The sequence below is a fragment of the Azospira oryzae genome (assembly GCF_004217225.1).
GTDB lineage: Bacteria > Pseudomonadota > Gammaproteobacteria > Burkholderiales > Rhodocyclaceae > Azospira > Azospira oryzae.
Genome location: NZ_SHKM01000002.1, coordinates 574,964 through 598,850 on the forward strand (window position 1 = coordinate 574,964; position 23,887 = coordinate 598,850).

The 23,887-nt window shown below is 67.8% G+C and carries 16 protein-coding genes and 1 riboswitch; of the genes, 3 read left to right on the top strand and 13 right to left on the bottom strand.

Annotated elements, in window-relative coordinates; translation table 11 throughout:
* Nucleotides 1-136: 136 nt before the first annotated feature.
* The 8 genes from phbB to EV678_RS11785 form a co-directional block, all read right to left on the bottom strand.
* Entirely contained in the window at nt 137-874 is a 738-nt protein-coding gene (gene phbB / locus EV678_RS11745) for an acetoacetyl-CoA reductase (protein WP_014235888.1), read from the bottom strand.
* A 286-nt stretch (nt 875-1,160) separates the two neighbouring features.
* Complete coding sequence (gene metH, locus EV678_RS11750; RefSeq protein ID WP_130459661.1) at nt 1,161-4,841, bottom strand: methionine synthase; 3,681 nt, start codon at nt 4,839-4,841, stop codon at nt 1,161-1,163.
* Between the two features lie 87 nt (nt 4,842-4,928).
* Nucleotides 4,929-5,010: riboswitch (S-adenosyl-L-homocysteine riboswitch) on the bottom strand.
* 80 nt (nt 5,011-5,090) lie between these two features.
* On the bottom strand, nt 5,091-5,576 hold the full coding sequence (bamE, locus tag EV678_RS11755) for an outer membrane protein assembly factor BamE domain-containing protein (protein ID WP_130459662.1): 486 nt from the start codon (nt 5,574-5,576) through the stop codon (nt 5,091-5,093).
* Nucleotides 5,573-6,736 carry a response regulator gene (locus tag EV678_RS11760; protein ID WP_130459663.1) on the bottom strand — a complete coding sequence of 388 codons (1,164 nt, stop codon included), beginning with the start codon at nt 6,734-6,736 and terminating at the stop codon, nt 5,573-5,575. The genes bamE and EV678_RS11760 overlap by 4 nt, the downstream gene beginning before the upstream one ends.
* A gap of 11 nt (nt 6,737-6,747) precedes the next feature.
* A complete protein-coding gene (locus EV678_RS11765) occupies nt 6,748-10,662 on the bottom strand; it encodes a response regulator (RefSeq protein WP_165397510.1) in 3,915 nt (1,304 codons plus the stop codon).
* 54 nt (nt 10,663-10,716) lie between these two features.
* Nucleotides 10,717-11,910: a multidrug effflux MFS transporter gene (locus EV678_RS11775; protein ID WP_130459665.1), complete on the bottom strand. Its 1,194-nt coding sequence runs from the start codon at nt 11,908-11,910 to the stop codon at nt 10,717-10,719.
* A gap of 67 nt (nt 11,911-11,977) precedes the next feature.
* Nucleotides 11,978-13,486, bottom strand: coding sequence for a YifB family Mg chelatase-like AAA ATPase (locus EV678_RS11780; RefSeq protein ID WP_130459666.1), 1,509 nt, complete (start codon nt 13,484-13,486; stop codon nt 11,978-11,980).
* Nucleotides 13,487-13,570: 84 nt separating this feature from the next.
* Nucleotides 13,571-13,807, bottom strand: a complete 237-nt coding sequence (locus EV678_RS11785) for an accessory factor UbiK family protein (protein ID WP_130459667.1) — start codon at nt 13,805-13,807, stop codon at nt 13,571-13,573.
* Nucleotides 13,808-14,124: 317 nt separating this feature from the next.
* Here EV678_RS11785 and EV678_RS11790 point away from each other — a divergent pair, with 317 nt between their 5' ends.
* Genes EV678_RS11790 through EV678_RS11800 form a run of 3 tightly spaced genes read left to right on the top strand, consistent with a single transcriptional unit; the run spans nt 14,125 to nt 16,822 of the window.
* Nucleotides 14,125-14,910, top strand: coding sequence for a TorF family putative porin (locus tag EV678_RS11790; RefSeq protein ID WP_014235875.1), 786 nt, complete (start codon nt 14,125-14,127; stop codon nt 14,908-14,910).
* A gap of 60 nt (nt 14,911-14,970) precedes the next feature.
* Nucleotides 14,971-15,309: a P-II family nitrogen regulator gene (gene glnK, locus EV678_RS11795; protein ID WP_014235874.1), complete on the top strand. Its 339-nt coding sequence runs from the start codon at nt 14,971-14,973 to the stop codon at nt 15,307-15,309.
* 13 nt (nt 15,310-15,322) lie between these two features.
* Nucleotides 15,323-16,822, top strand: coding sequence for an ammonium transporter (locus EV678_RS11800; RefSeq protein WP_130459668.1), 1,500 nt, complete (start codon nt 15,323-15,325; stop codon nt 16,820-16,822).
* Between the two features lie 229 nt (nt 16,823-17,051).
* Here the strand turns inward: EV678_RS11800 and purU are convergent, their stop codons facing one another.
* The 5 genes from purU to EV678_RS11825 form a co-directional block, all read right to left on the bottom strand.
* A complete protein-coding gene (gene purU, locus EV678_RS11805) occupies nt 17,052-17,912 on the bottom strand; it encodes a formyltetrahydrofolate deformylase (RefSeq protein WP_014235872.1) in 861 nt (286 codons plus the stop codon).
* A 7-nt stretch (nt 17,913-17,919) separates the two neighbouring features.
* Entirely contained in the window at nt 17,920-18,528 is a 609-nt protein-coding gene (gene thrH, locus EV678_RS11810) for a bifunctional phosphoserine phosphatase/homoserine phosphotransferase ThrH (RefSeq protein WP_014235871.1), read from the bottom strand.
* Between the two features lie 99 nt (nt 18,529-18,627).
* A complete protein-coding gene (locus EV678_RS11815; RefSeq protein WP_130459669.1) occupies nt 18,628-21,054 on the bottom strand; it encodes an EAL domain-containing protein in 2,427 nt (808 codons plus the stop codon).
* Nucleotides 21,055-21,061: 7 nt separating this feature from the next.
* A complete protein-coding gene (locus tag EV678_RS11820; protein WP_014235869.1) occupies nt 21,062-21,898 on the bottom strand; it encodes a phosphate/phosphite/phosphonate ABC transporter substrate-binding protein in 837 nt (278 codons plus the stop codon).
* A gap of 63 nt (nt 21,899-21,961) precedes the next feature.
* Complete coding sequence (locus EV678_RS11825) at nt 21,962-23,866, bottom strand: ATP-binding cassette domain-containing protein (RefSeq protein ID WP_130459670.1); 1,905 nt, start codon at nt 23,864-23,866, stop codon at nt 21,962-21,964.
* Nucleotides 23,867-23,887 lie beyond the last annotated feature (21 nt).

The window sequence follows — 23,887 nt, forward strand, 5'->3', positions numbered from 1 at the left end:
TTTATATGAAACCACCATGAGCCGGGGGCGTCCATGCCGTATCCGGTAAATTCAGGTAACAACTCATTGCCGGGCGAAAAAAAGCCGGCCCGCCCCCGGAGGGACGGGCCGGCCTTAGGCTGCAACGATGCCGGCCTTAGCCCATGTGTAGGCCGCCGTTCACCGAGAAGTCGGCGCCGGTGGCGTAGCCGCCCTCGTCGGAGGCCAGCCAGGCCACCATGGAGGCGATCTCGGAGGGTTCGCCCAGGCGCTTCACCGGCACCGTGGCGACGATCTTCTCCAGCACCTCGGGGCGGATGGCGCGGACCATGTCGGTGCCGATGTAGCCGGGGCTGACGGTGTTAACCGTGACGCCCTTGCCTGCCACCTCCTGGGCCAGGGCCATGGTGAAGCCGTGAATGCCGGCCTTGGCGGTGGAGTAGTTCACCTGGCCGAACTGGCCCTTCTGGCCGTTCACCGAGGAGATGTTGATGATGCGGCCGAAATTGGCCTCGATCATGTCCTCGATGACCTGCTTGGTGACGTTGAAAAGGCTGTCCAGGTTGGTGGACAGCACCGCATCCCAGTCCGCCTTGCTCATCTTGCGGAACTGGCCGTCCTTGGTGATGCCGGCGTTGTTCACCAGCACCGCCACCGGGCCGTGCTCGGCCTTGACCTTGGCGAAGGCCTCCACCGTGGAATCCCAGTCGCCCACGTTGCCGGCGCTGGCGTAGAAGGTGTAGCCCAGGGCTTTCTGTTCCTCCAGCCACTGCTTGTAGTCCCGGGTGGGGCCGCAGCCGGCGACGACCTTGAAACCGTCCTTGTGCAGGCGCTGGCAGATGGCGGTGCCGATGCCGCCCATTCCCCCCGTGACGTATGCCAGTTTTTGATTCATTGGAACCTCCTCGTTATTTTTGGTTGGAGTCCGGGAGGCTTGTTAAAGGAATGTGCGCTGCCCCCGGCAATCTGGCCCGGCGGCACCCCATGGGGAGACGCCATGGCGATTTCATTATGGCACCAAGAAAATGCCCGTGGTCTGGCGGTGCAGCAAAAGCAGAACGGCCCGCCGGGAAGGGCGGGCCGCGCTGGGAAGGGGGTGGTCCGGGAGGCAGGAAAGACGGGCTTCCCGGCCATGCCATGCCGGAGAGTGGCGTCCCTCCTGCCCCCGGGGGCAGGTGCCGTTACAGGTTGGGCGCCAGCCAGCGCTTGGCCTGCTCCAGGGTGAAGCCGGCCCGGCCGGCCCAGTCTTCCAGCTGGTCCTGGCCGATCTTCTGGATGGCGAAGTACTGGGCCTGGGGGTGGGCCAGGAAGAAGCCGGAAACGGCCGCCGCCGGCGTCATGGCGTAGCTCTCGGTGAGGCCCATGCCGATGTTGGCTTCCGGCTGCAGCAGCTGGAACAGGCCGCCCTTGGCGGTGTGGTCGGGACAGGCCGGGTAGCCGGGGGCCGGGCGGATGCCGCGGTATTCTTCCTTGATCAGCTGCTCGTTGGAGAGCTGCTCGTCGGCGGCGTAGCCCCAGTCCTCCTTGCGCACCTTCTGGTGCAGCCACTCGGCGCAGGCTTCGGCCAGGCGGTCGGCCAGGGACTTGAGCATGATGGACTTGTAGTCGTCGTGGGCCGCCTCGAATTCCGCCAGCTTCTGCTCGATGCCCAGGCCGGCGGTGACGGCGAAGGCGCCGGCATAGTCGGCGACGCCGCTTTCCTTGGGCGCCACGTAGTCGGAGAGGCACAGGTTGGCCTTGTCCTCGGGCCGCTTGTGCTGCTGGCGGATGCCGTGCCAGGTCAGCACCGGCGCGCTGCGCTGCTCGTCGGCGTAGAAGACGATGTCGTCGCCGACCGCATTGGCCGGCCACAGGCCGAAGACGGCGCCGGCCCGGAGCCACTTCTCCTCGATGATCTGCTTGAGCATGGCCTGGGCGTCGGCGTAGACGCCCCGGGCGGTTTCGCCCACCACCGCATCGTCGAGGATGGCGGGGAAGCGGCCGGCCAGGTCCCAGGTCTGGAAGAAGGGGCCCCAGTCGATGTACTCGGCCAGGGTGGCCAGGTCGATGTCCTGCAGCACCTGCAGGCCCAGCTTCTGCGGTACCGTCGGCACCAGGGTGGCATCCCAGGCCAGGCGGTTGGCCCGGGCTTCGGCCAGGGTGACCATGGCGCTGCCCTTCTTGCCGGCGTGCTGCTGGCGGATGTTGGCGTAGTCGGCGGCCACCTCGGCGGCGTAGCTCTCCCGTTGGCCTTCCGAGAGCAGGCTGGTGACCACGCCCACGGCCCGGGAGGCATCCGGCACATAGACCACCGGCGCCTGGTAGTTGGGGGCGATCTTGATGGCGGTGTGGGCCCGGCTGGTGGTGGCGCCGCCGATGAGCAGGGGCACGTTGAAGCCCTGGCGCTGCATTTCGGAAGCGACGTGGCTCATCTCTTCAAGAGACGGGGTGATGAGACCGGAGAGGCCAATGGCCTGGGCGCCGTGTTCCTTGGCGGCGTGCAGGATTTTCTCGGTGGGCACCATCACCCCCAGGTCCACCACGTCGTAGCCGTTGCAGCCCAGCACCACGCCGACGATGTTCTTGCCGATGTCGTGCACGTCGCCCTTGACCGTGGCGATGACGATCTTGCCCTTGGAGGAGGCGCCGGTGCGGGCCTTCTCTTCCTCGATGTAGGGAATGAGGTGGGCCACGGCCTGCTTCATCACCCGGGCGGACTTCACCACCTGGGGCAGGAACATCTTGCCGGCGCCGAAGAGGTCGCCCACGGTGTTCATGCCGTTCATCAGGGGGCCTTCGATGACGGCCAGGGGCGGCTTGCCGGCGGCAGCCAGGGCGGCCCGCACTTCCTCGGTGTCGGCCACCACGAATTCGGTGATGCCCTTGACCAGGGCGTGCTCCAGGCGTTTTTCCACCGGCAGGGTGCGCCAGGTGAGGTCCGGCCCCGTGTCCTTGGCCTTGCCTTCCTTCACGGTCTGGGCGAATTCCACCAATGCTTCGCCGGCGCCGGGGTGGCGGTTGAGCACCACGTCTTCCACCTTCTGCCGCAGTTCCGGTTCCAGGTCGTCGTACACGCCGAGCATGCCGGCGTTGACGATGCCCATGGTCATGCCGGCCTGGATGGCGTGGTAGAGGAAGACGGTGTGGATGGCTTCCCGCACCGGGTCGTTGCCGCGGAAGGAGAAGGAGACGTTGGAGACGCCGCCGGAAATCTGGGCGTGGGGCAGGTTTTCACGAATCCAGCGGGTGGCGTTGATGAAGTCCACCGCGTAGTTGTCGTGCTCCTCGATGCCCGTGGCGATGGCGAAGATGTTGGGGTCGAAGATGATGTCCTGGGCCGGGAAACCGATACCGACGAGCAGGTCGTAGGCCCGCTTGCAGATCTCGGTCTTGCGCGCGTAGGTGTCGGCCTGGCCCTTCTCGTCGAAGGCCATGACGATGACGGCGGCGCCGTAGCGGCGGGCCAGCTTGGCCTGTTCCAGGAACTTGGCCTCCCCTTCCTTCATGGAAATGGAGTTCACGATGCCCTTGCCCTGGATGCACTTGAGGCCGGTCTCGATTACCTCCCACTTGGAGGAGTCGAGCATGATAGGCACCCGGGAAATATCCGGTTCCGAGGCGATCAGCTTGAGGAACTTCTCCATGGCGGCCACGGAATCCAGCATGGCCTCGTCCATGTTGATGTCGATGACCTGGGCGCCGTTCTCCACCTGCTGCCGGGCCACGGCCAGGGCATCGTCGTAGCGGCCTTCCAGGATCATGCGGGCGAAGGCCTTGGAGCCGGTGACGTTGGTGCGCTCGCCCACGTTCACATAGAGGCTGTCGGGGCCGACGTTGAAGGGTTCCAGGCCGGAAAGGCGCAGCTGGGGCTCGATCGCCGGAATGGCCCGGGGGGCGATGCCGGCCACCATCTTGGCGATGGCGGCGATGTGGTCCGGCGATGTGCCGCAGCAGCCGCCGACGATGTTCACGAAGCCGTGCCTGGCCCAGTCGGCGATTTCCTCGGCCAGCTGCTCCGGGGTCTCGTCGTAGCCGCCGAAGGCGTTGGGCAGGCCGGCGTTGGGGTGGGCGGAGACGAAGCAGTCGCACACCCGGGACAGCTCCTCCACGTACTGGCGCAGTTCCTTGGCGCCGAGGGCACAGTTGAGGCCGAAGGAGAGGGGCTTGATGTGGTTCAGCGAGTTCCAGAAGGCCTCGGCGGTCTGGCCCGAGAGGGTCCGGCCGGAGGCGTCGGTGATGGTGCCGGAGATCATCACCGGCCAGCGGCGGCCCACCTTGTCGAAGAAGGTCTCGATGGCGAACAGGGCGGCCTTGGCGTTGAGGGTGTCGAACACCGTCTCCACCAGCAGGATGTCGGCGCCGCCGTCGGTGAGGCCGCGGATGGCTTCCAGGTAGTTTTCCACCAGCTCGTCGAAGGTGACGTTGCGGTAGCCGGGATCGTTCACGTCCGGAGAGATGGAGGCGGTGCGGCTGGTGGGGCCGAGCACCCCGGCGACGAAGCGGGGTTTGGCCGGGTTCTTTGCCGTGAATTCGTCGCACACTTCCCGGGCCAGCCTGGCGCCGGCCACGTTCAGTTCGTAGACGATGGCTTCCAGCTTGTAGTCGGCCTGGGACACCTTGGTGGCGTTGAAGGTGTTGGTTTCCAGGATATCGGCGCCGGCCGCCAGGTATTCGGCGTGGATGCCGCGGATGACCTCGGGGCGGGTCAGCAGCAGCAGGTCGTTGTTGCCCTTCAGGTCGTGGGCGTGGTCGGCGAAGCGGGTGCCGCGGTAGTCCTTCTCGGTCAGCCCGTGGCGCTGGATCATGGTGCCCATGGCGCCGTCCAGGATCAGGAGGCGCTGCTGGAGAAGGGCGGAGAGTTCGGAGCTGCGGTCGGGCTGCATGGATTACCTCGGCGTTTCAGTATTCACCGGCCGGGCGCCGCCACTTTGCATGCTGGAAAAGCAAACGGCGCCACAAACCATTTCGGGGGTTTGCGAGCGCCGTTGATCGTTGCCGAGCCTGGCCCGGAGTCCGGAAAAAACCGGTCGGGTCGCAGCGCTCCTCGGCAGGGTCGCAAGTTTACTTTTTGCGGCCCCCGCTGCCAAGCAAAACTTGATAAAAAACAGGGGGCTCCGTGCCGATCGGCGACTTCAGGCCTTCGCTTCCACCCGCCGGGAGGTGCCGCTGACCCGGCCGTCCGCACCGAAGTGCACGTGGAAGTGGGTTTCGTCGCTGGCGGGGATACCGGCGATGCGCCAGTCCCACACGGTTTCCGGCTTCAGGGGAAAGTGGTTGATGCTGCCCGGCCGGCCCAGGATGCGCCGCACCTGCTCCTGGCTCATGCCCTTTTCGATGCGGGCGAAGTTGGCCTCGGTCAGCACCTGTTCCACCGAGCGCAGGATGCGGTCGGGGCCCAGGGTGATCATGTAGGTGTCCACCCCGGCCGGGCCCCGGGGATATTCCCAGGTCAGGCTGCCGTCCTCGTTGTGCCATTCCATGGCGGGGGTGCCGAAGCGGTCCCGCACTTCCAGGTCGGTGGAGGTGCCGGGTTTCAGGTCCTGCAGGGCCAGGTAGTCGCAGCCCGCCAGGGAGAGGCCCAAAAGCAGGGCCAGGACGGCCAGGGGATGGCCCTTCACGGGGCGGCCTCGGTGAATTGCTGGCGCACCCGCTCCGCCTCCAGCTGGGCGTCGCCTTCGGTGTCGGCGAAGGTGGCGGCGATGCTGCGGAAATCCTCGGCCACCTGGAGGAAGGCGTCCACCATGTCCGGATCGAAGTGCTTGCCGCGCCCTTCGCTGATGATCTGCACCGCCTGCTCATGGGGGAAGGGGGGCTTGTACACCCGGCGGCTGATGAGGGCGTCGTAGACGTCGGCCACCGCCATGAGCCGGGCCGCCACCGGAATCTCGTCGCCCCGCAGGCCCAGGGGGTAGCCGCTGCCGTCCCATTTCTCCTGGTGCGCATAGGCGATGTCCCGGGCGAAGCGGAGGAAGGTGTTGGGCGAGTTGAGCCGCACTTCGGCGTGGAGGATGGCGTCCCGGCCCAGGGTGGTGTGGGTCTTCATGATCTCGAACTCTTCCGGGGTCAGCTTGCCCGGCTTGAGCAGGATGCGGTCGGGAATGCCCACCTTGCCGATGTCGTGCAGGGGCGCGGACTTGTACAGCAGCTCGATGTTGGCGTCGCTGAGGAAGGCGGCGAAGCGGGGGTGGCCCTGCAGCTGTCGGGCCAGGATGCGCACGTAGTTCTGGGTGCGGCGGATGTGGTTGCCGGTTTCGTTGTCCCGGGTTTCCGCCAGGGAGGCCATGGCCATGATGGTCACGTCCTGGATCATGGAGACCTCCTGGGTGCGGCGCTGCACCTCGCTCTCCAGGTAGGCGTTCTGGTCCTTGAGGAAATCCTTGGCGGCCTTCAGGGTGAGGTGGGTGTGCACCCGGGCGAGGAGGATGGGCGGGCTCACCGGCTTGGTGATGTAGTCCACCGCGCCCAGCTCGAAGCCCTGGCGCTCGTCCTCGATCTGACTGCGGGCGGTGAGGAAGATGAAGGGAATGTCCCGGGTGGCCGGGTCGGCCCGCAGGCGCCGGGCCACTTCCAGGCCGTCCATGTCCGGCATCATGATGTCGAGCAGGATCAGGTCCGGCGGCGGCGTGCCGGCGGCCACCCGCAGGGCCCGCTCTCCGTTGTTGGCCACCTTGATGGCGTAGCGGTCCTGCAGCAGCTCGGCCATCAGGGTCAGGTTGTCCGGGGTGTCGTCCACCACCAGGATCACGGGCCGGGTCGTGAAGTCCAGATTGAGGCTCATGGCATCCCTCCCTAGAGATGGGCCCGGGCGATGTTGAGGGCCCGGTCGTAATCATAATCGGCAATGGCCTTTTCCAGACCCGTCAGGTCCGCCGGCGGCAGCAGCCCGGCCAGGAGGGCGCGGCTTTCCCGGAACAGCTGGCCGGCGTGGATTTCGCTGGCTTCCAGCTGTTCCGCCAGCTCGGCCAGCAGCTGGCGGGCCCGGTGGCGCTGATCCGCATCCAGGGGGGCAGCCTGGGTCGGCGCCGGGCCGCCCTCTTCCGCCAGGGCGGCGGCGATGGCCCCGGTGACGGCCGCCAGCTCTTCCGCCAGGCGTTGCCGCAGGGACTCCAGTTTCTGCCCCTGGCCGTCGTTGCGGCGCAGGGCCTGGTCCAGGGCCGTGGCCTTCTGCTGCAGCACTTCGGCGCCGATGTTGCCGGCGACGCCCTTGAGGGTGTGGGCCAGGTGTTCGGCCGCCGTGATGTCGCCGTCGGCCAGGGCCTGGCGGATGTGCTCCCCCGTGGCGGTCTGGGTGTCCACGAAGCGCAGCAGCAGGCGCCGGTAGAGGGCCTGGTTGCCGGCCATGCGGGCCAGGCCCTGGGTCGTGTTCACGCCGGGGATGGGGGGCAGTGCGTCCGTCGCATCCTTGGCGGGGGTTGGCGCCGGCGCCGAGGTTCCCGGCCGTTCCTCGTACCAGCGGGCCAGGGTGGCGGCCAGGGCGGTGGGATCGATGGGCTTGGCCAGATGGTCATTCATGCCGATGGCCAGGCAGCGCTCCCGCTCCTCCGGCATGGCGTGGGCGGTCATGGCCAGGATCGGCAGGTGGACGAAGCGTTGCTGGCAGCGCAGCCGCTCGGTGGCGTCGTAGCCGTCCAGGTGGGGCATCTGCAGGTCCATCAGGACCAGGTCGAAGCTGTCGTCCGGGGAGCGTTCCAGCAGTTCCACCGCCTGCAGGCCGTCGCCGGCCACCGTCACCTGGGCGCCCATGGATTGCAGCAGTTCCACGGCGATCTGCTGGTTGATCTCGTTGTCTTCGGCCAGCAGGATGCGCATGCCGTCGATGCGGGTCTGGGGGGCGGCGATGTGCAGGGGCGTGGCCGGGGCGTTGTCCGTGTCCACCAGGCTGACCAGGACGTCGAACAGGGTGGAGGCGCTCACCGGCTTCACCAGGATGCCGCAGATGCCCAGGTTCTCCGTCTGGCGCCGCAGTTCCTCCTGGTCGTAGGCCGTCACCATCACCACCCGGGGCCATTGGGCCTGGGGCAGGGCCTGCTGCAGCTTGTGCAGGGTGCTGACACCGTCCAGGTCGGGCATCTGCCAGTCGAGGAACAGCACCCGGTAGGGGTCGGCGCCGCCCTGCATCTCGGTCAGCTGGGCCAGGGCCTCGGCGCCGGAGGCCACCAGGTCGGGGCGCAGGTCCAGGTGGCGCAGGGCTTCGCCGAGGATTTCCCGGGCGGCGCCGTTGTCGTCCGCCACCAGCACCCGCAGGCCGGCCAGGGAGGCGGGCAGGGTGCGGGGCCGGGCCAGTTCCTCGGCACGGCCGAACCAGGCGGTGAAGCAGAAGGTGCTGCCCTCCCCCAGGGTCGAGTCGGCCCAGATGGTGCCGCCCATCATTTCCACCAGGCGGCGGGAGATGGAAAGGCCGAGGCCGGTGCCGCCGTACTTGCGGGTGGTGGAGCCGTCGGCCTGGGTGAAGGCCTGGAACAGGTGCAGCAGCTGCTCCCGGCTCATGCCGATGCCCGTATCCTCGATCCAGAACTGCAGCTTGACCCGGTCTCCGGCCTGGTCCACCGGCCGGGCGGTGAGGGTGATCTGGCCCCGCTCGGTGAATTTGATGGCGTTGGAGACCAGGTTGGTCAGGATCTGGTTCAGGCGCAGGGGGTCCCCCACCAGGCCGGCCGGGGTGCCCGCATTGACGTTGAAAAGCAGCTCCAGGCCCTTTTCGTTGGCCTTCAGCCCGAGCAGGCCGGAGACGTTGTCGAGCACGTCCTCCAGGCTGAAGGGCACGTTTTCCAGGGACAGCTTGCCGGCCTCGATCTTGGAGAAGTCCAGGATGTCGTTGATGATGCCCAGCAGGGAGATGGCGGCGTTGTGGATCTTGCCCACGTAGTCCCGCTGTTTCGGCGTCAGCTCGGTCTTCATGGCCAGGTGGGCCATGCCGATGATGGCGTTCATGGGGGTGCGGATTTCGTGGCTCATGTTGGCCAGGAACAGGGACTTGGCCTCCGTCGCCTCCTCGGCCGTGGCCCGGGCCCGGCGCAGCTCCTCCTCCATCAGCTTGCGTTCGGAGATGTCCACCACCACGCCCACCATGCCGCCGGGCGTGCCGTCCTCTCGGCTAAAGCCGTTGGCCCAGTAGAGGGTGTCGTGGCGCAGGCCGTCGGCGAAGGGCAACTGCAGTTCCCGGTGCATCATGATGCCGTCCCGGATGATGGCCTCGGAGACGGCCTGCAGCTCCTGCTTTTCCTCCTCGGAAAGGAAGGGCAGTTGCCGCACCGTCTTGCCGACGATCTGGCCGCGGCCGACGCCGAAGGTGTCCTCGTAGGCCCGGTTGCAGCCGAGGAAGCGGCCTTCTGCATCCTTGAAGAAGACCGGGTTGGGCATGCTGTCCATGATGGCCTGCAGCAACACCAGCTGCCGCGACGATTCCTCCCGGGCGTCGGCCAGTTCCCGGGTGCGCTGCTCGACCCGTTCCTCCAGGCGCAGGGTGGCGTCCTGCAGGGTTTCCCGCATGTGCTCCTGGGCCGCGGCGAGACGGTCGATTTCGCGCCAGCCGGTGCGCCGGTACTGGCGCGGCGAGAAATCCAGGGCGCCGATGCGTTCGCTGTCCCCGGCCAGGATGTCCAGGGGCACGGCGACGCGGCGCGCCAGGCGGGCCGCCATCACCACCCCCAGGCCCAGGGCCAGCACCGCCAGCACCGCCAGCAGCAGCACGTCCCGCAGGGCGCCGGGAATGAAATCCCACAGGGGCGCCTGGGCCACCAGCCAGAGTTGCTGGTCCTGCAGCCGGTGGGGCTGGACGCTGGTGATCCATTGTTCCCTGCCCAGGGTGGCGAAGAAGGCGCCGCGGCCGTTCTGCTCCCAGTGCTCCACCGCCAGGCGCAGGGATTCCACCGGGGACTTGGCCGCCGGCTGCAGCAGGGCCTGGCGCACCTGGTCGTCGCTGCTGTAGCCCGGGTGGCGCGGCAGGGCCAGCAGCAGGCCGTCGTTGGTGAGGACGGCGGCGTGGCCGTGGTCGCCGACGCTGAGGCTGCCGGTGAAGCGGGAAAGGTCGGCCAGCAGCACGTCGAAGGCGATCACATAGGTCTCGCCGCCGCGGCGCCAGCGGGTGGACAGGGTGATGCCGGGCTGCTGGGCGGTGAAGAAGGTGTAGGGCTGGGTCCAGTGCAGGTCATCGTCCCGCTCCAGGGCCAGGGCGCCGCGATGCCAGGGGCGCTGGCGCGGATCGTAGTCCTTGACGACCCGCTCGTCGGAAAGCAGGGTGCGTTCGTCCTGCCACGCCATCCAGCGCACTTCCTTGCCGTGCCGCTGCACGTCGGTGATGCGGTTGTTCCAGGCGCCGTCGGGGCGTTGCAGCAGGAGGATTTCCCGGCCCTGGTTGTCGGCGAAGATGACCGAGGAAATGACCGGGGAATTGCGCAGCATGGGCATGAAGCGCTGGTTGAAAGCGCGCACGTCGTCCAGGTCCAGCTCGCCGTTTTCGCCCCAGGTGCGGGCGATGCGGGCCACGTACTCGACCTGCCCCACCTTCTGGGAGATGCGGCTCTGCATGGCTTCGACGGCACCCCGCATCTCCCGGGCGGCCAGGTCGTGCACCGTGGGCCGGATGATGAGGCCGTAGAGGCCGAAGGAAAAAAGGGCGATGGAAACGAAGACCAGGGCCGCCACCCGGATCAGCAGGCTGCGGCGGATGGTGGATTCGTTCTGTCTGGACGGGGCTGCACCCATGATTGGAACCGGCCGTGAAGGAGTTCCAGTATAGCGGCGGCCCCCGGGAAAATGTCAGATGGCTGGCGTCCGGCGGGGCAGGCCCAGGTGCAGCAGGGTGCAGGCCAGGCCCAGGGCCAGCAGCAGGGTCGAGCCCAGGGCCAGGTGGCGGGTGGTGTCCCACAGCAGGGGCGCCAGCAGGGCCGCCGCCACGGTGTTCATGCCGGCCTGCAGGAAGGTCTGGCAGGAGGCGGCCAGGCCCCGTTGCCGGGGGAACAGGTCCAGGGCCATCAGGGTCAGGCAGGGCATGGCCATGGCCATGCCGACGTTGTACACCAGCAGATGGACCACGCTCCAGGGAATGCCCGGCGGCAGGCCGAAGCTGACCGCCAGGTTGATGGCGGCGCCCAGGCCCATCAGGACGTAGCCGGCCAGGGCCGTGGCCCGGGGCGTGATGCGCCCGGCCAGGTGGCCGGAGATCCAGGAACCGCCCATGAGACCGGCCATGGCCGGGCCGAAGAGCCAGTAGAACTCGGTTTCCGAACGGCCCAGGTGCTGCATGAGGAACACCGGGGCCGACATGACGTAGATGAAGAAGCCGAGGAAGTTGAAGGAGATGGCCAGGGAGGCGCTGAGGAAGCCCGGGGAGGTGAGCACGGCCCGGTAGGCGCCCATCAGGTAGCCCGGATGCAGGGGCTGGCGGGTTTCCGGGGCCAGGGTCTCGGGCAGCCAGCGCCAGCAGGCGGCCAGCAGCAGGGCCGTGGCCAGGACCAGGAACAGGAAGATGGAGCGCCAGCCGAAGGCCACGTGCAGCCAGCCGCCGATGATGGGGGCGATGGCCGGCGCCAGGGCGAACATGATGGCCACGTGGGCCATCAGACGCTGGGCCTCGGCCCCCTGGAAGACGTCCCGCACCACGGCGCGGCCCACCACGATGCCGGCGCCGGCGGTCATGCCCTGCAGGGCACGGAAGAACCACAGCTGCTCGATGCTGGTGGCCAGGGTGCAGCCGACGGAGGCCAGGCCGAACAGCGCCAGGGCCCACAGGATCACCCGGCGGCGCCCGAGGGCGTCGGAGAGGGCGCCGTGCCACAGGGTCATGATGGCAAAGGGCAGGAGGTAGGCGGTGAGGGTCTGCTGCACCTGCAGCGGGGTGGCCCCCAGGCTCTGGCCCATTTCCGGGAAGGCCGGCAGATAGGTGTCGATGGAAAAGGGGCCGAGGGCCGACAGGGTGGCCAGGAGGACGGCGAGGAGGCGGTAGGAAATCAAGGGCGGCTCAATGGAATCAAGGGGGCGGGTCCGGCCGGCGCCGGGGCATGCCCTTCAGGCAAGGCAATCAGCCGGGAGTTTCGTTGCGGCGGTAATGCAGGGCTTCGGCCACCTGGGCGGCGCCGATCTGCGGCGCTGCGGCCAGGTCGGCGATGCTGCGGGCCACCCGCAGGACCCGGTGGTAGGCCCGGGGCGACAGGTCGAGGCGGCGTACCGCCTGTTGCAGCAGGGCTGCCCCGTCGGCGTCCGGCCGGCAATGGTACTCCAGTTCGCTGCCCTCGAGCCGGGCGTTGCAGACGCCCTGGCGCTGCAACTGCCGCTCCCGGGCCAGGACCACCCGCTGCCGCACCTGGGCCGAACTTTCCCCGTCCGGGGTGGCCTGCAGTTCCTCGGCGCCCAGGTCGGGCACTTCCAGCAGCAGGTCGATGCGGTCCAGCAGGGGGCCGGAGAGGCGCCCCCGGTAGCGGGCCACCTGGTCCGGGGTGCAGCGGCAGAGCCGCCGGGGATGGCCCCGATAGCCGCAGGGACAGGGATTCATGGCCGCCACCAGCTGGAAGCGGGCAGGAAAATCGGCCCGGGAGGCGGCCCGGGAAACATGGATGTGGCCGCTTTCCAGGGGTTCGCGCAGGGCCTCCAGGACCCGGCGGTCGAACTCGGGCAGTTCGTCGAGGAACAGCACGCCGTGGTGGGCCAGGGAAATCTCCCCGGGCCGGGGCTGGGCCCCGCCGCCGACCAGGGCGATGGCCGAGGAGGTGTGGTGGGGGCTGCGCATGACGCGGCGGGAGAAGGCCTCGGGGCGGAACTGGCGCCCCAGGGAGAGGATGGCGGCCGATTCCAGGGCTTCCGCCTCGCTCATGGGCGGCAGCAGGCCGGGCAGGCGCGCCGCCAGCATGGACTTGCCGGTGCCGGGCGGGCCGCTGAAAAGGAGCGAATGGCCGCCGGCGGCGGCGATCTCCAGGGCCCGCTTGGCCTGGGCCTGGCCCTTGACGTCGCGCAGGTCCGGGTAGGCGTCCGGCGCCGGCGGCGGCGGTTCCGGCTGTTCCGCCAGCAGTTCCTGGCCGTGCAGGTGGGCGCACACCGCCAGCAGGCTGGCAGCGGGGAGGATGGAGGTGTCGGGATGGGCGCGGCGGACCCAGGCAGCCTCGGCGCCGTCGGCCAGGGGTAGGACGAAGGCCCGTGCCGCCCGGGCGGCGGCCAGGGCCATGGGCAGGACGCCGCGCACCGGGCGCAGTTCGCCGGACAGGGACAGTTCGCCGACGAATTCATACTGGTCCAGCCGGGCGGCGGGAATCTGGCCGGAGGCGGCCAGCAGGCCGAGGGCGATGGCCAGGTCGTAGCGGCCCGATTCCTTGGGCAGGTCGGCCGGGGCCAGGTTGACCGTGACCCGCTTGGCCGGGAACTCGAAGCCGCTGGTGATGAGGGCGGCCCGCACCCGGTCCCGGGCCTCCTTCACCTCCGCTTCCGGCAGGCCCACCAGGGTGAAACCCGGCAGGCCGTTGGCCAGGTGCACCTCCACGGCCACCGGCGGCGCTTCCATGCCTGCCAGGGCGCGGCTATGGACGAGGGCGAGGGGCATGGTGGGGGCCGGGGTCAGGAGCGGGGTGGGTGGTGTCCGGGCAGTGTAGGTGGGATGATGACGTTTGACTAGAGGCGGCGGCGCTCAGCGGCCCTGTTGTTCCAGGGCGGCGATGCGGGCTTCCAGGTCCTTCAGCTTGTCCCGGGTACGGGCCAGTACCTGGGCCTGGACGTCAAACTCTTCCCGGGTGACCAGGTCCAGTTTGCTGAAGAAGGCGCCGAGCATGGCCTTCACGTTCTTTTCGATGTCGGCGGCCGGGGAGGCGGCCAGGAGGCTGGCCAGGCGGCCGGAAAATTCTTCAAACACTTTGGGGTCGAGCATGGCGAGCACTCCGCAACAGGTTCAGTCGGGCCGGCACGGCGGCGGCAAAGGGGGCGCGGATGTTCCGATCCGCTTGCGGGGGCGAGTTTAGCATGGGCCGATAGCGCCATTTGATGGCGTGCGGCGGCTTTTCCATGGGGTGGCACTGCTTTGGTGCAACTCCCCGTCATGGTGCGCCAGCCCGGTGCGCCTCCTGCGGAAGAGGGCTAGGGGTGCTCCCTATTTTGTTGATTTATCTTAAAAATAAAGTTGGCACGGCATGTGCTAACGGTCTGTGCAAGCTTTTATTTTCATCGAACGAAACAGGAGTCCAAATTATGCGCAAGACGCTCATCGCCACCGCCGTTCTGGCTGCCCTGGCCGCCTCTTCCACCGTCATGGCCGAAGAAGCCGCTCCCGCCGAACACACCTTCACCGCCAACGTGACCCTGGCTTCCGAGTACATCTACCGCGGTATCGGCCAGACCAACCGCAAGCCCGCCCTGCAAGGCGGCTTCGACTACTCCCACGCCAGCGGCCTGTATGCCGGCGTTTGGGGTTCCAACGTGTCCTGGCTGAGCGACGGCCGCAGCGATGTCAGCTCCTCCCTGGAGATCGACCTCTACGGCGGCTACAAGAACACCTTCGCCGGCGGCGACTGGAACTACGACGTGGGCGTGCTGCGCTACAACTATCCCGGCACCTACCCGGACGGCTACACCAAGGCCGACACCACCGAACTGTACGGCGCCATCGGCTGGAAGTGGCTGACCCTGAAGTACTCCCACGTGGTCTCCAGCCACATCTTCGGTTTCACCAGCTCCAACGGCGCCGACAACACCCGCGGTTCCGGCTACCTGGAACTGAACGCCGCCTACGACCTGGGCGACGGCTGGGGCGTGCTGGGCCACGTCGGTCACCAGAAGATCAAGAATAACGACGACGCCTCCTACACCGACTACAAGGTCGGCGTGACCAAGGATGTGGGCTTCGGCACCGTCGGCCTGTCCTACTGGACCACCAACGCCAAGGCCTGCGGCGACAGCACCCCGGTGTACTGCAACGCCTTCAACAAGGATCTGGGCGAAGGCCGTGCCCTGCTGTCCTTCACCAAGACTTTCTAACTTCCATCTTCCCTAGGCATCCCGGGGACCCGATCCCCGGGGCCATTTCAGGAGAAAGCTATGAAACTGGTAACCGCCATCATCAAGCCGTTCAAGCTTGACGAAGTGCGTGAAGCCCTTTCCGCCATCGGCGTGCAGGGCATCACCGTCACCGAGGTCAAGGGGTTCGGTCGGCAAAAGGGGCACACCGAGCTGTATCGCGGTGCCGAGTACGTTGTGGATTTCCTGCCCAAGGTGAAGATCGAGGCTGCCGTGAAGAACGAGCTGCTCGATCAGGTCATCGAAGCCATCGAGAAGTCTGCCAGCACCGGCAAGATCGGTGACGGCAAGATCTTCGTCTTCGACGTCGAACAAGTCATCCGCATCCGCACCGGTGAGACCGGTGAAGATGCTCTGTAAGAGGGAGAACACAATGAAACGCTTTCTTGCTGTTCTGGCCCTGTTCGGCGTAGTCGGCCTGTCCGCCGCGCCGGCCTTTGCCGATGACAAGCCCGCTGCCCCCGTGGCTGCCGCTGCCGAAGCCGCGCCGGCTCCCGCTGCTGCTCCGGTCGCAGCACCCGCTCCGGCCGCTGAAGCTGCTGCTGCCGAAATCCCCGCCCCCAAGGTGGACAAGGGTGACACCACCTGGCTGATGGTCTGCGCCGCCCTGGTGATCCTCATGAGCATCCCCGGCCTGGCCCTGTTCTACGGCGGTCTGGTCCGCTCCAAGAACATGCTGTCCGTGCTCATGCAGGTGTTCATGGTGTTCTCCCTGATCACCGTGCTGTGGTGCATCTACGGCTACAGCGTGGCCTTCACCGAAGGCAGTGCCTTCTTCGGTAGCCTGGACAAGCTGTTCCTGTCGGGCGTGACGCCGGAGTCCCTGGCTGCCACCTTCTCCAAGGGCGTGGCTGTTCCCGAATTCGCCTACATCGTCTTCCAGGGCGCCTTCGCTGCCATCACCTGCGGCCTGATCATCGGTGCCTTCGCCGAGCGCATCAAGTTCTCCGCCCTGCTGGTGTTCGTGGTCCTGTGGTTCTCCTTCTCCTACCTGCCCATGGCTCACATGGTCTGGTACTGGGCCGGTCCCGACGGTTACGTCGATGCCGCTGCCGCCGAGAAGCTGGGCGCCACTGCCGGCTTCCTCTTCCAGAAGGGTGCGCTGGACTTTGCCGGCGGTACCGTGGTGCACATCAACGCCGCCGTTGCCGGCCTGGTGGGTGCCTTCCTGATCGGCAAGCGTATCGGCTACGGTCGTGAATCCATGGCCCCCCACAGCCTGACCATGACCATGATCGGCGCCTCCCTGCTGTGGTTCGGCTGGTTCGGCTTCAACGCCGGCTCCGCCCTGGAAGCCAACGGCACCTCCGCCCTGGCCTTCATCAACACCTGGCTCGCCACCGCTGCCGCCACCGTTTCCTGGGTCTTCGCCGAATGGCTGATCAAGGGCAAGCCCTCCATGCTGGGCGCTGCCTCCGGTGCCGTCGCCGGCCTGGTGGCCATCACTCCCGCCGCCGGCTTCGTCGGCGTGGTCGGTGCCCTGGTGCTGGGCCTGCTGGCCGGTGTGGTCTGCCTGTGGGGCGTCAATGGCCTGAAGCGCCTGCTGGGCGCCGATGACTCCCTGGACGTGTTCGGTGTCCATGGCGTCGGCGGCATCCTGGGTGCGGTCCTGACCGGTGTCTTTGCTGCTCCCTCCCTGGGCGGCACCGGCATCTGGGACTACGTCACCAACGCCGTTGCCCCCGAGTACTCCATCGGTGACCAGGTCATCATTCAGCTGACCGGCGTGGGTACCACCATCATCTGGTCCGCCGTGGTCTCCCTGGTGGCCTACAAGCTGGTGGACATGTTCATCGGCCTGCGCGTCCCCGAAGAGGAAGAGCGCGAAGGTCTGGACGTCACCTCCCACGGCGAAAGCGCCTACCACCTGTAAGACGCGGAATCTTCCGCCTCCATGCAACGGGCACCTGCGGGTGCCCGTTGTTTTTGGTGCCGGGGTGTTTTCATGCATGCCCGGAAAAGCGCATGGATGCTGTGTTTGCGTCATGTCATGGCTGTCGTCCAAGAAGCATGCGTCTTTCCGGCCATCCGCCTGCAGTGGCTCCGGCGGCAAAGAAAAAGGGCGCCGCGGCGCCCTTTTCATGTCCGGGAACGACCCCGGTTCAGCGGAACACCACCGTCTTGTTGCCGTGCACCAGCACCCGGTCTTCCAGGTGGTAGCGCAGGCCCCGGGCCAGCACGGTTTTTTCGATGTCCTTGCCGTAGCGCACCATGTCCTCCACCGAGTCGGAGTGATCGATGCGGATCACGTCCTGGTCGATGATGGGGCCCTGGTCCAGGTCGGCGGTGACGTAGTGGCAGGTGGCGCCGATCAGCTTGACGCCCCGTTCGTAGGCCTGGTGGTAGGGCTTGGCGCCGACGAAGCTGGGCAGGAAGCTGTGGTGGATGTTGAGGATCTGCCCCGGATAGGCGGCGCACAGCTCGGGCGAGAGGATCTGCATGTAGCGGGCCAGCACCATGGTGTCGCCCTTCACTTCCTCGTACAGGCGCTGGATTTCGGCGTAGGCGGCAGCCTTGTTGTCCGCCGTCACCGGGATGTGGTGGAAGGGGATGCCGTGCCACTCGACGAAACCGCGGAAGGTGTCGTGGTTGGAGATGATGCAGGGAATCTCGATGTCCAGTTCCTTGGACTGCCAGCGGGAGAGCAGGTCGTAGAGGCAGTGCTCCTGCTTGGAAACCAGCACCACCACGCGCTTCTTCACGGCGCTGTCGCTGATCTTCCACTCCATGCCCAGTTCCTCGGCGACGGGGCGGAAGCGCTCCCGCAGCTCGGCCAGGTGGAAGGGCAGGGAGTCGGCCCGCACCTCGATGCGCATGAAGTAGCGGCCCGCCGTGTCGTCGGCGTGGAGGGCGGTTTCGAGAATCCAGCCCTGGTGGGCGGCGAAGAAACCGGAAACCTTGGCGACGATGCCCACCCGGTCGGGGCAGGAGGCGGTCAGGGTGTAGTAGCGCTGGCGATGCATGATGGCCTTAGATGCGTTCGCTGGCCTTGAGGATCTCGCCCTTGAGGGCTTCGTAATCCTTCACCACCGGGAACTGGGGGAACTCGCGGATGACGTTTTCCGGCGGGCAGAAGAGGATGCCGGCATGGGCTTCGCCGAGCATGGTGGTGTCGTTGTAGGAGTCGCCGGAGGCGATCACCTTGAAGTTCAGTTCCTTGAAGCGCTTCACCGCTTCCTGCTTCTGGTTGGGCATGCGCAGGTGGTAGTTCACCAGGAAGCCCTGGGCGTCCGCTTCCAGCTTGTGGCAGAACAGGGTGGGGAAGCCCAGCTGCTGCATCAGGGGCATGGCGAATTCGTAGAAGGTGTCGGAGAGGATCACCACCTGGAAGCGGGGGCGCAGCCACTCGACGAATTCCTTGGCGCCGGGCAGGGGGCCCATTTCGGCGATGACCTTCTGGATGTCCGGCAGGCCCAGGCCGTGCTGCTTGAGGATGCCCAGGCGGTACTGCATCAGCACGTCGTAGTTCGGCTCTTCCCGGGTGGTGCGGCGCAGCTCGGGGATACCCGTGCGTTCGGCGAATTCGATCCAGATTTCGGGAACGAGCACACCTTCGAGGTCAAGACAAACGATCTGCACGGAAAACTCCTTGGCTGAGGACGCAAAAGCCAGGATTTTAGCAGAAGGGGCACCGTTCCGACGCCCCGCCGACCGGCCGTGGATGGCGGGCCGGAGCGCTCAGGCAGCGGCCGGCGGGGCCGCCGGATCCGGCAGTTCGGGGCGGGGCCGGGAGAGGTGGTAGCCCTGGGCCAGGTCCACCCCCAGTTCGCCCAGCAGCAGGTAGGTGGCCCGGTCCTCGACGAACTCGGCCACCGTCTTCTTGCCCAGGCCCCGGGCCACTTCGATGATGGCCCGCACGAACACCTGGTCCTCCCGGCTTTGCACCAGGTTGCGGATGAACATGCCGTCGATCTTGATGACGTCGGCGTCCAGGTGCTTGAGGTAGGCGAAGGAGGAAAAGCCGACGCCGAAATCGTCCAGGCAGACCGAGCCGCCCATGCTGCGGATGTGGCTGATGAAGCGCTGGGTGTCGGCCATGTTGGAGAGGGCGGCGGTTTCCGTCAGCTCCACCAGCAGGCGCTGGGGCGCCACCCGGTGGGTTTCCAGCAGGCCGGTGATGTAGTCGGGCAGACCCGGGTCGTCGAAGGAGCGGCCCGAGATGTTGATGGCCAGACCCGGCAGGTCGGTGCGCCGGGCCAGGGTGCGGATGCCGGCGGCCAGCACCCAGCGGTCGATGTCCAGGATGCGGCCGTTGCGTTCCGCCGCCGGGATGAATTCGCCCGGCATCAGGTACTGGCCCGGGTGTTCCGGGTCCTTCATGCGCAGCAGCACTTCCAGGTGGGAGAGCACCGGGGTGCCGGTGGTGTAGATGCCCTGGAAGTGCAGCTCGAACAGGTCCTGCTCCAGGGCCGCCTGGATGCGCTCGGCCCAGGACAGCTGGGCCAGCATGTAGGCGGACTGGCCCAGTTCCTCGCGGAAGACGCGCCAGCCGTTCTTGCCGGCGTGCTTGGCGGCGTACATGGCGATGTCGGCCCGGGCCACCCACTCCTCGGGCCGCCGGGCGTGCTCCGGCAGCAGGGCGATGCCCAGGCTGGAGGTGAGGCGCACCTTGGTGCCCTCGAACTCGAAGCCCAGGGCGGCGACGGCGCTGATGATGCGCTGGGCCAGGGTCTGGGCCGCCGCCAGGTCGGCGCCCGGGGCCACCACGGCGAATTCGTCGCCGCCGAGGCGGGCGAACATCTCGTTGCCCCGCAGCAGCTGCCCCACCTCGCCGGCGATGCGCAGCAGCACCGCGTCCCCGGCCCGGTGGCCGAAGCTGTCGTTCACCGTCTTGAATTCGTCCAGGTCGAAGTACAGCAGGGCCGCCCGCACCGAGGCGTCCCGCTCGAGCTGCACCGCCAGCCGCTGCAGCTCGCCCTCGAAGCGGCTGCGGTTGTAGAGGCCGGTGAGGGGGTCCCGCTCGGCCATGAACAGCAGCCGGTCGGCGGTCTGCCGCTCATGGGTGATGTCCTCGAAAATCCACAGCCGGCTCTCCCCTTCCTCGGTCTGCCCGGAGGCGGCCGGCACCGCCACGCTGGTCTGGGTCAGCAGGCGTTCGTCGGACTGGCGCAGCTCCCATTGCAGGCCGTCGTCGAGGAACAGGTGTTCCCGCTGGTAGGGGTCCGGCAGGCGCTGGGGGTCGCTGGCGATGCGCTGCACCAGGTCGCCCAGGGTCATGCCCGCCGGCGTGTCGTCCTCCTCCAGGCGCCACAGCTGGCGGAAGGCCGGGTTGGCATAGACCACCCGCCCCTCGGGGGAGACGAACAGCAGACCCAGGCGCATGGAGGACAACAGGGCGTGCAGGCGGGCCTGTTCGGCGGAAAGGGTGGCGGCCAGCTGGCGCTGTTCCCGTTCCGAGGCCAGCAGCTCCCCCACCCGGGCGGCCAGGGCGCCGCCCATCTGGTTGAAGGCCCGGGTCAGGGCGCCGACGTCGTCGTCGGCGCTGTCGGGCAGGGTCTGAAAGGTGGCGCCCCGGGCCAGGCGGCGGCTGGCCTGGGTCAGGCGGTTCAGGTGGCGGGTCAGCCAGAGACCGATGGAGGCCAGCACCAGGGCCGAGAGCAGGAGCCCGCTGACGGCGATGAGCATGGTCTGGCGCTGCAGTTCGTCCCGGGCCTGGCGCAGGAAGCCGAGGTCGAGGCCGTATTGCAGCTCGCCGAACTGGCGGCCGCCGATGCTCATGGGAATGCGCAGGTCGAAATTCTGCAGCCCGTTCCCGTCCAGCAGGCGGGCCGGATTGTCGGTGGCCGGCAGGGGCCGGCGGCGGTCCCAGTTGGCGGTGGCGATGATCTGGCCGTCGTTGTCGAACATGACCAGGTAGTCGATGCTGTTGATGGCCTGGGTCGCCTGCAGGATGTCGCTGACGGCGGCATAGTCCCGCTGGGCCATGGCCGGTGCCAGGGCGGCGTCGAGCAGCAGGGTGGTTTCCTTGCGCCGCAGGTCGAACTGCTCCAGCAGGTGGGCCTCGGTCAGGCGCAGGCCGTTCCACAGCACGGCGCCGATGATGACCGCCTCCACCAGGATGGTGGACACGATCAGCTTGCCCCGCAGCGTATGCAGCCAGCCCATGCCCATCCTATTTCTTCAGCAGCCGGCGGGTTTCCGGCAGCACCTTGTCCATCAGCCGGGCATCGGCCGGGGTCGGCTCCCGGTAGCCGCCGTGGGTGCTGATGTCGAAAAAGACCTTGCCCTCCGGCGTCTGCTCGAAGGCGTTGAGGACTTCCTTGATGCGCTGGCGCTCGGCCGGCGGCAGCCGGTTGTGGGCCATCAGGGCCAGGCCCGGGGCGGACGGGCATTCGCCGGCGATGCGGGTGGCTTCCCGTAGGTCGGCCGGGGCCTGGGCCACGGTGGAATGGGAGACGATGGCGGCCCGGGCCTTGCCGCTGACCACGCTTTGCAGGGCGCTGCTCTGGGTGACGTTTTCCACCACGCGGAAATCCCGTTCCGCCACCAGGCCCTTTTCCGCCAGCCAGTTGAGGCCGAGCATGGGCACCATGGCGCTGCGCTCGTGGATGGCCACGGTCTGGCCCCGCAGCTGCTCCAGGGAGGCCAGGGGCTGCTCCCGGGGCACCATCAGGTAGCAGCGGATGTCGTTGCGGTGGCGCAGCAGGGGAATGTAGCCGTAATCCACTTCCGCCAGCCGGGCGTAGTGGGGGGCGATCAGCAGCAGGTCGTACTCGCCGGCGAAGGCGCGGCTGGTGAAGGTGTCGAAATCGGGGGCGGTCTGCAGGCTCACCGGCCGCCCCAGGCGTTGCTCCAGGTAGGCGGCGAGGGGCGAATAGGTGGTGATGAGGATGCGGGTGCTGAGATAGGGCAGGACCCCGAACAGCAGGGGGCGGGCTTCCTGGGCCTGCAGCAGGGTGGCGGGCAGGAGCAGCAGGAGTAGCGACCAGCGTCGCAGCAGATGTCCCATGCCCCTCCTTCCCCTTGATCGGTTGTTATGTCCCGGGCGGCGCCCACGGCCGATGTTAGGGCATCACTCGGGAACGGGCAATTGTTCCAGTTCGTCCTGGGCTTCCAGCCAGCGCTCCTCGGCGGCGCCGATGTCCCGGGTTAACTCGGCCTGGCGCTTGACCAGGGGTTCCAGCAGGGCCGGGTCCGGGTTGGCGTAGAGGCCGGGGTCGGAGAGGCGCTGCTCCAGCAGCTTCAGTTCGCCCTGCCAGGCGGCAAGACGTTTTTCCAGGGTGTCGATTTCCTTGACCAGAGGCCGGCGCCTGGCCAGCAGGGCCTGGCGGGCGGCCTTGTCGTCCTCCCGCTGCTGGCGCCGTTCCTCCTTGCTGGCCTCCTTAACCGTGTCCGCCTTTTCTTCCTTCTGCTGCTGGGCCAGCCAGGCGGCGTATTCGTCCAGGTCGCCGTCGAAGGGGGCGGCCTTGCCGTCGGCCACCAGCCACAGGCTGTCGGCGGTGGTGCGCAGCAGGTGGCGGTCGTGGGAGACCAGCACCACCCCGCCCTCGTATTCCTGCAGGGCCAGGGTGAGGGCCTCGCGCATCTCCAGGTCCAGGTGGTTGGTGGGCTCGTCCAGCAGCAAGAGGTTGGGCCGGTGCCAGATCAGCAGGGCCAGGGCCAGGCGGGATTTCTCGCCACCGGAGAAGGGGCCGCAGGGCCGGGTGGCCATGTCGCCGCGGAAATCGAAGCCGCCCAGGTAATCCCGCAGCTCCTGCTCCCGGGTGGTGGGGGCCAGGCGCACCATGTGCTGCAGGGGCGATTCCTCGGGGCGCAGTTCGTCCACCTGGTGCTGGGCGAAGTAGCCGATGGCCAGGCCCTTGCCTTCCTTGTACTCGCCGGCCAAGGGTGCCAGGCGGCCGGCCAGCAGCTTGACCAGGGTGGACTTGCCGGCGCCGTTGCGGCCCAGCAGGGCGATGCGCTCGCCGGGGCGCAGGGTCAGTTCCACCTGGTCGAGGATGACCTTGTCGCCATAGCCGGCCCGGGCGTGGGTCAGGGTCAGCAGGGGATCGGGGCTGGCCACGGGGTCGCGGAAGCGGAAGGTGAAGGGCGTATCGACGTGGGCCGCAGCCACCTCCTCCATGCGGGCCAGGGCCTTGACCCGGCTCTGGGCCTGCTTGGCCTTGGTGGCCTTGGCCTTGAAGCGCTCGATGAAGCGCTGCAGATGGGCCCGCTCCCGTTGCTGTTTCTCGAACATGCCCTGCTGCAGGGCCAGCTGCTCGGCCCGCTGGCGCTCGAAGGCCGAGTAGTGACCGCTGTAGAGCTTCATCCTGCCCTGCTCGATGTGCAGGATGTGGCTGACCACGGCGTCGAGGAAGTCCCGGTCGTGGGAAATCATCAGCAGGGTGCCGCGGTAGCTCTTCAGCCAGCCTTCCAGCCACAGCACCGCATCCAGGTCCAGGTGGTTGGTGGGTTCGTCCAGCAGCAGCAGGTCGGAGCGGCACATCAGGGCCCGCGCCAGGTTGAGGCGCACGCGCCAGCCGCCGGAAAACTCCTTCACCGGCCGGGTGAAGTCGGCATCGGTGAAGCCCAGGCCGTGCAGCAGTTCGGCGGCCCGGGCCTTGGCGCCGTAGCCGCCGATCTCGCCGTAGCGGGCGTGCAGGGCGGCGATGCGCTCGCCGTCGTGGGCCGCTTCTGCCGCCTTGAGGTCGGCTTCCACCTGGCGCAGCTCCCGGTCCCCGTCCAGGGTGAATTCTAGGGCCGGGTCCGGCAGGGAGGGGGTTTCCTGGGCCACGTGGGCGATGACCCAGCTGGCCGGCAGGTCCAGGTCGCCGCTTTCGGCGTGCAGGGCGCCGCTGAAAAGGGCGAAGAAGGAGGACTTGCCGCAGCCGTTGCCGCCGGTGAGGCCCACCTTGTATCCGGGATGGAGCTGCAGGCTGGCGTCGCTGACCAGGGGCTGGCCGGCGCGGGCGAAGGTGAGGTTGCGGAGACTGATCATGGGGCAAACTGGCGTGAAAGC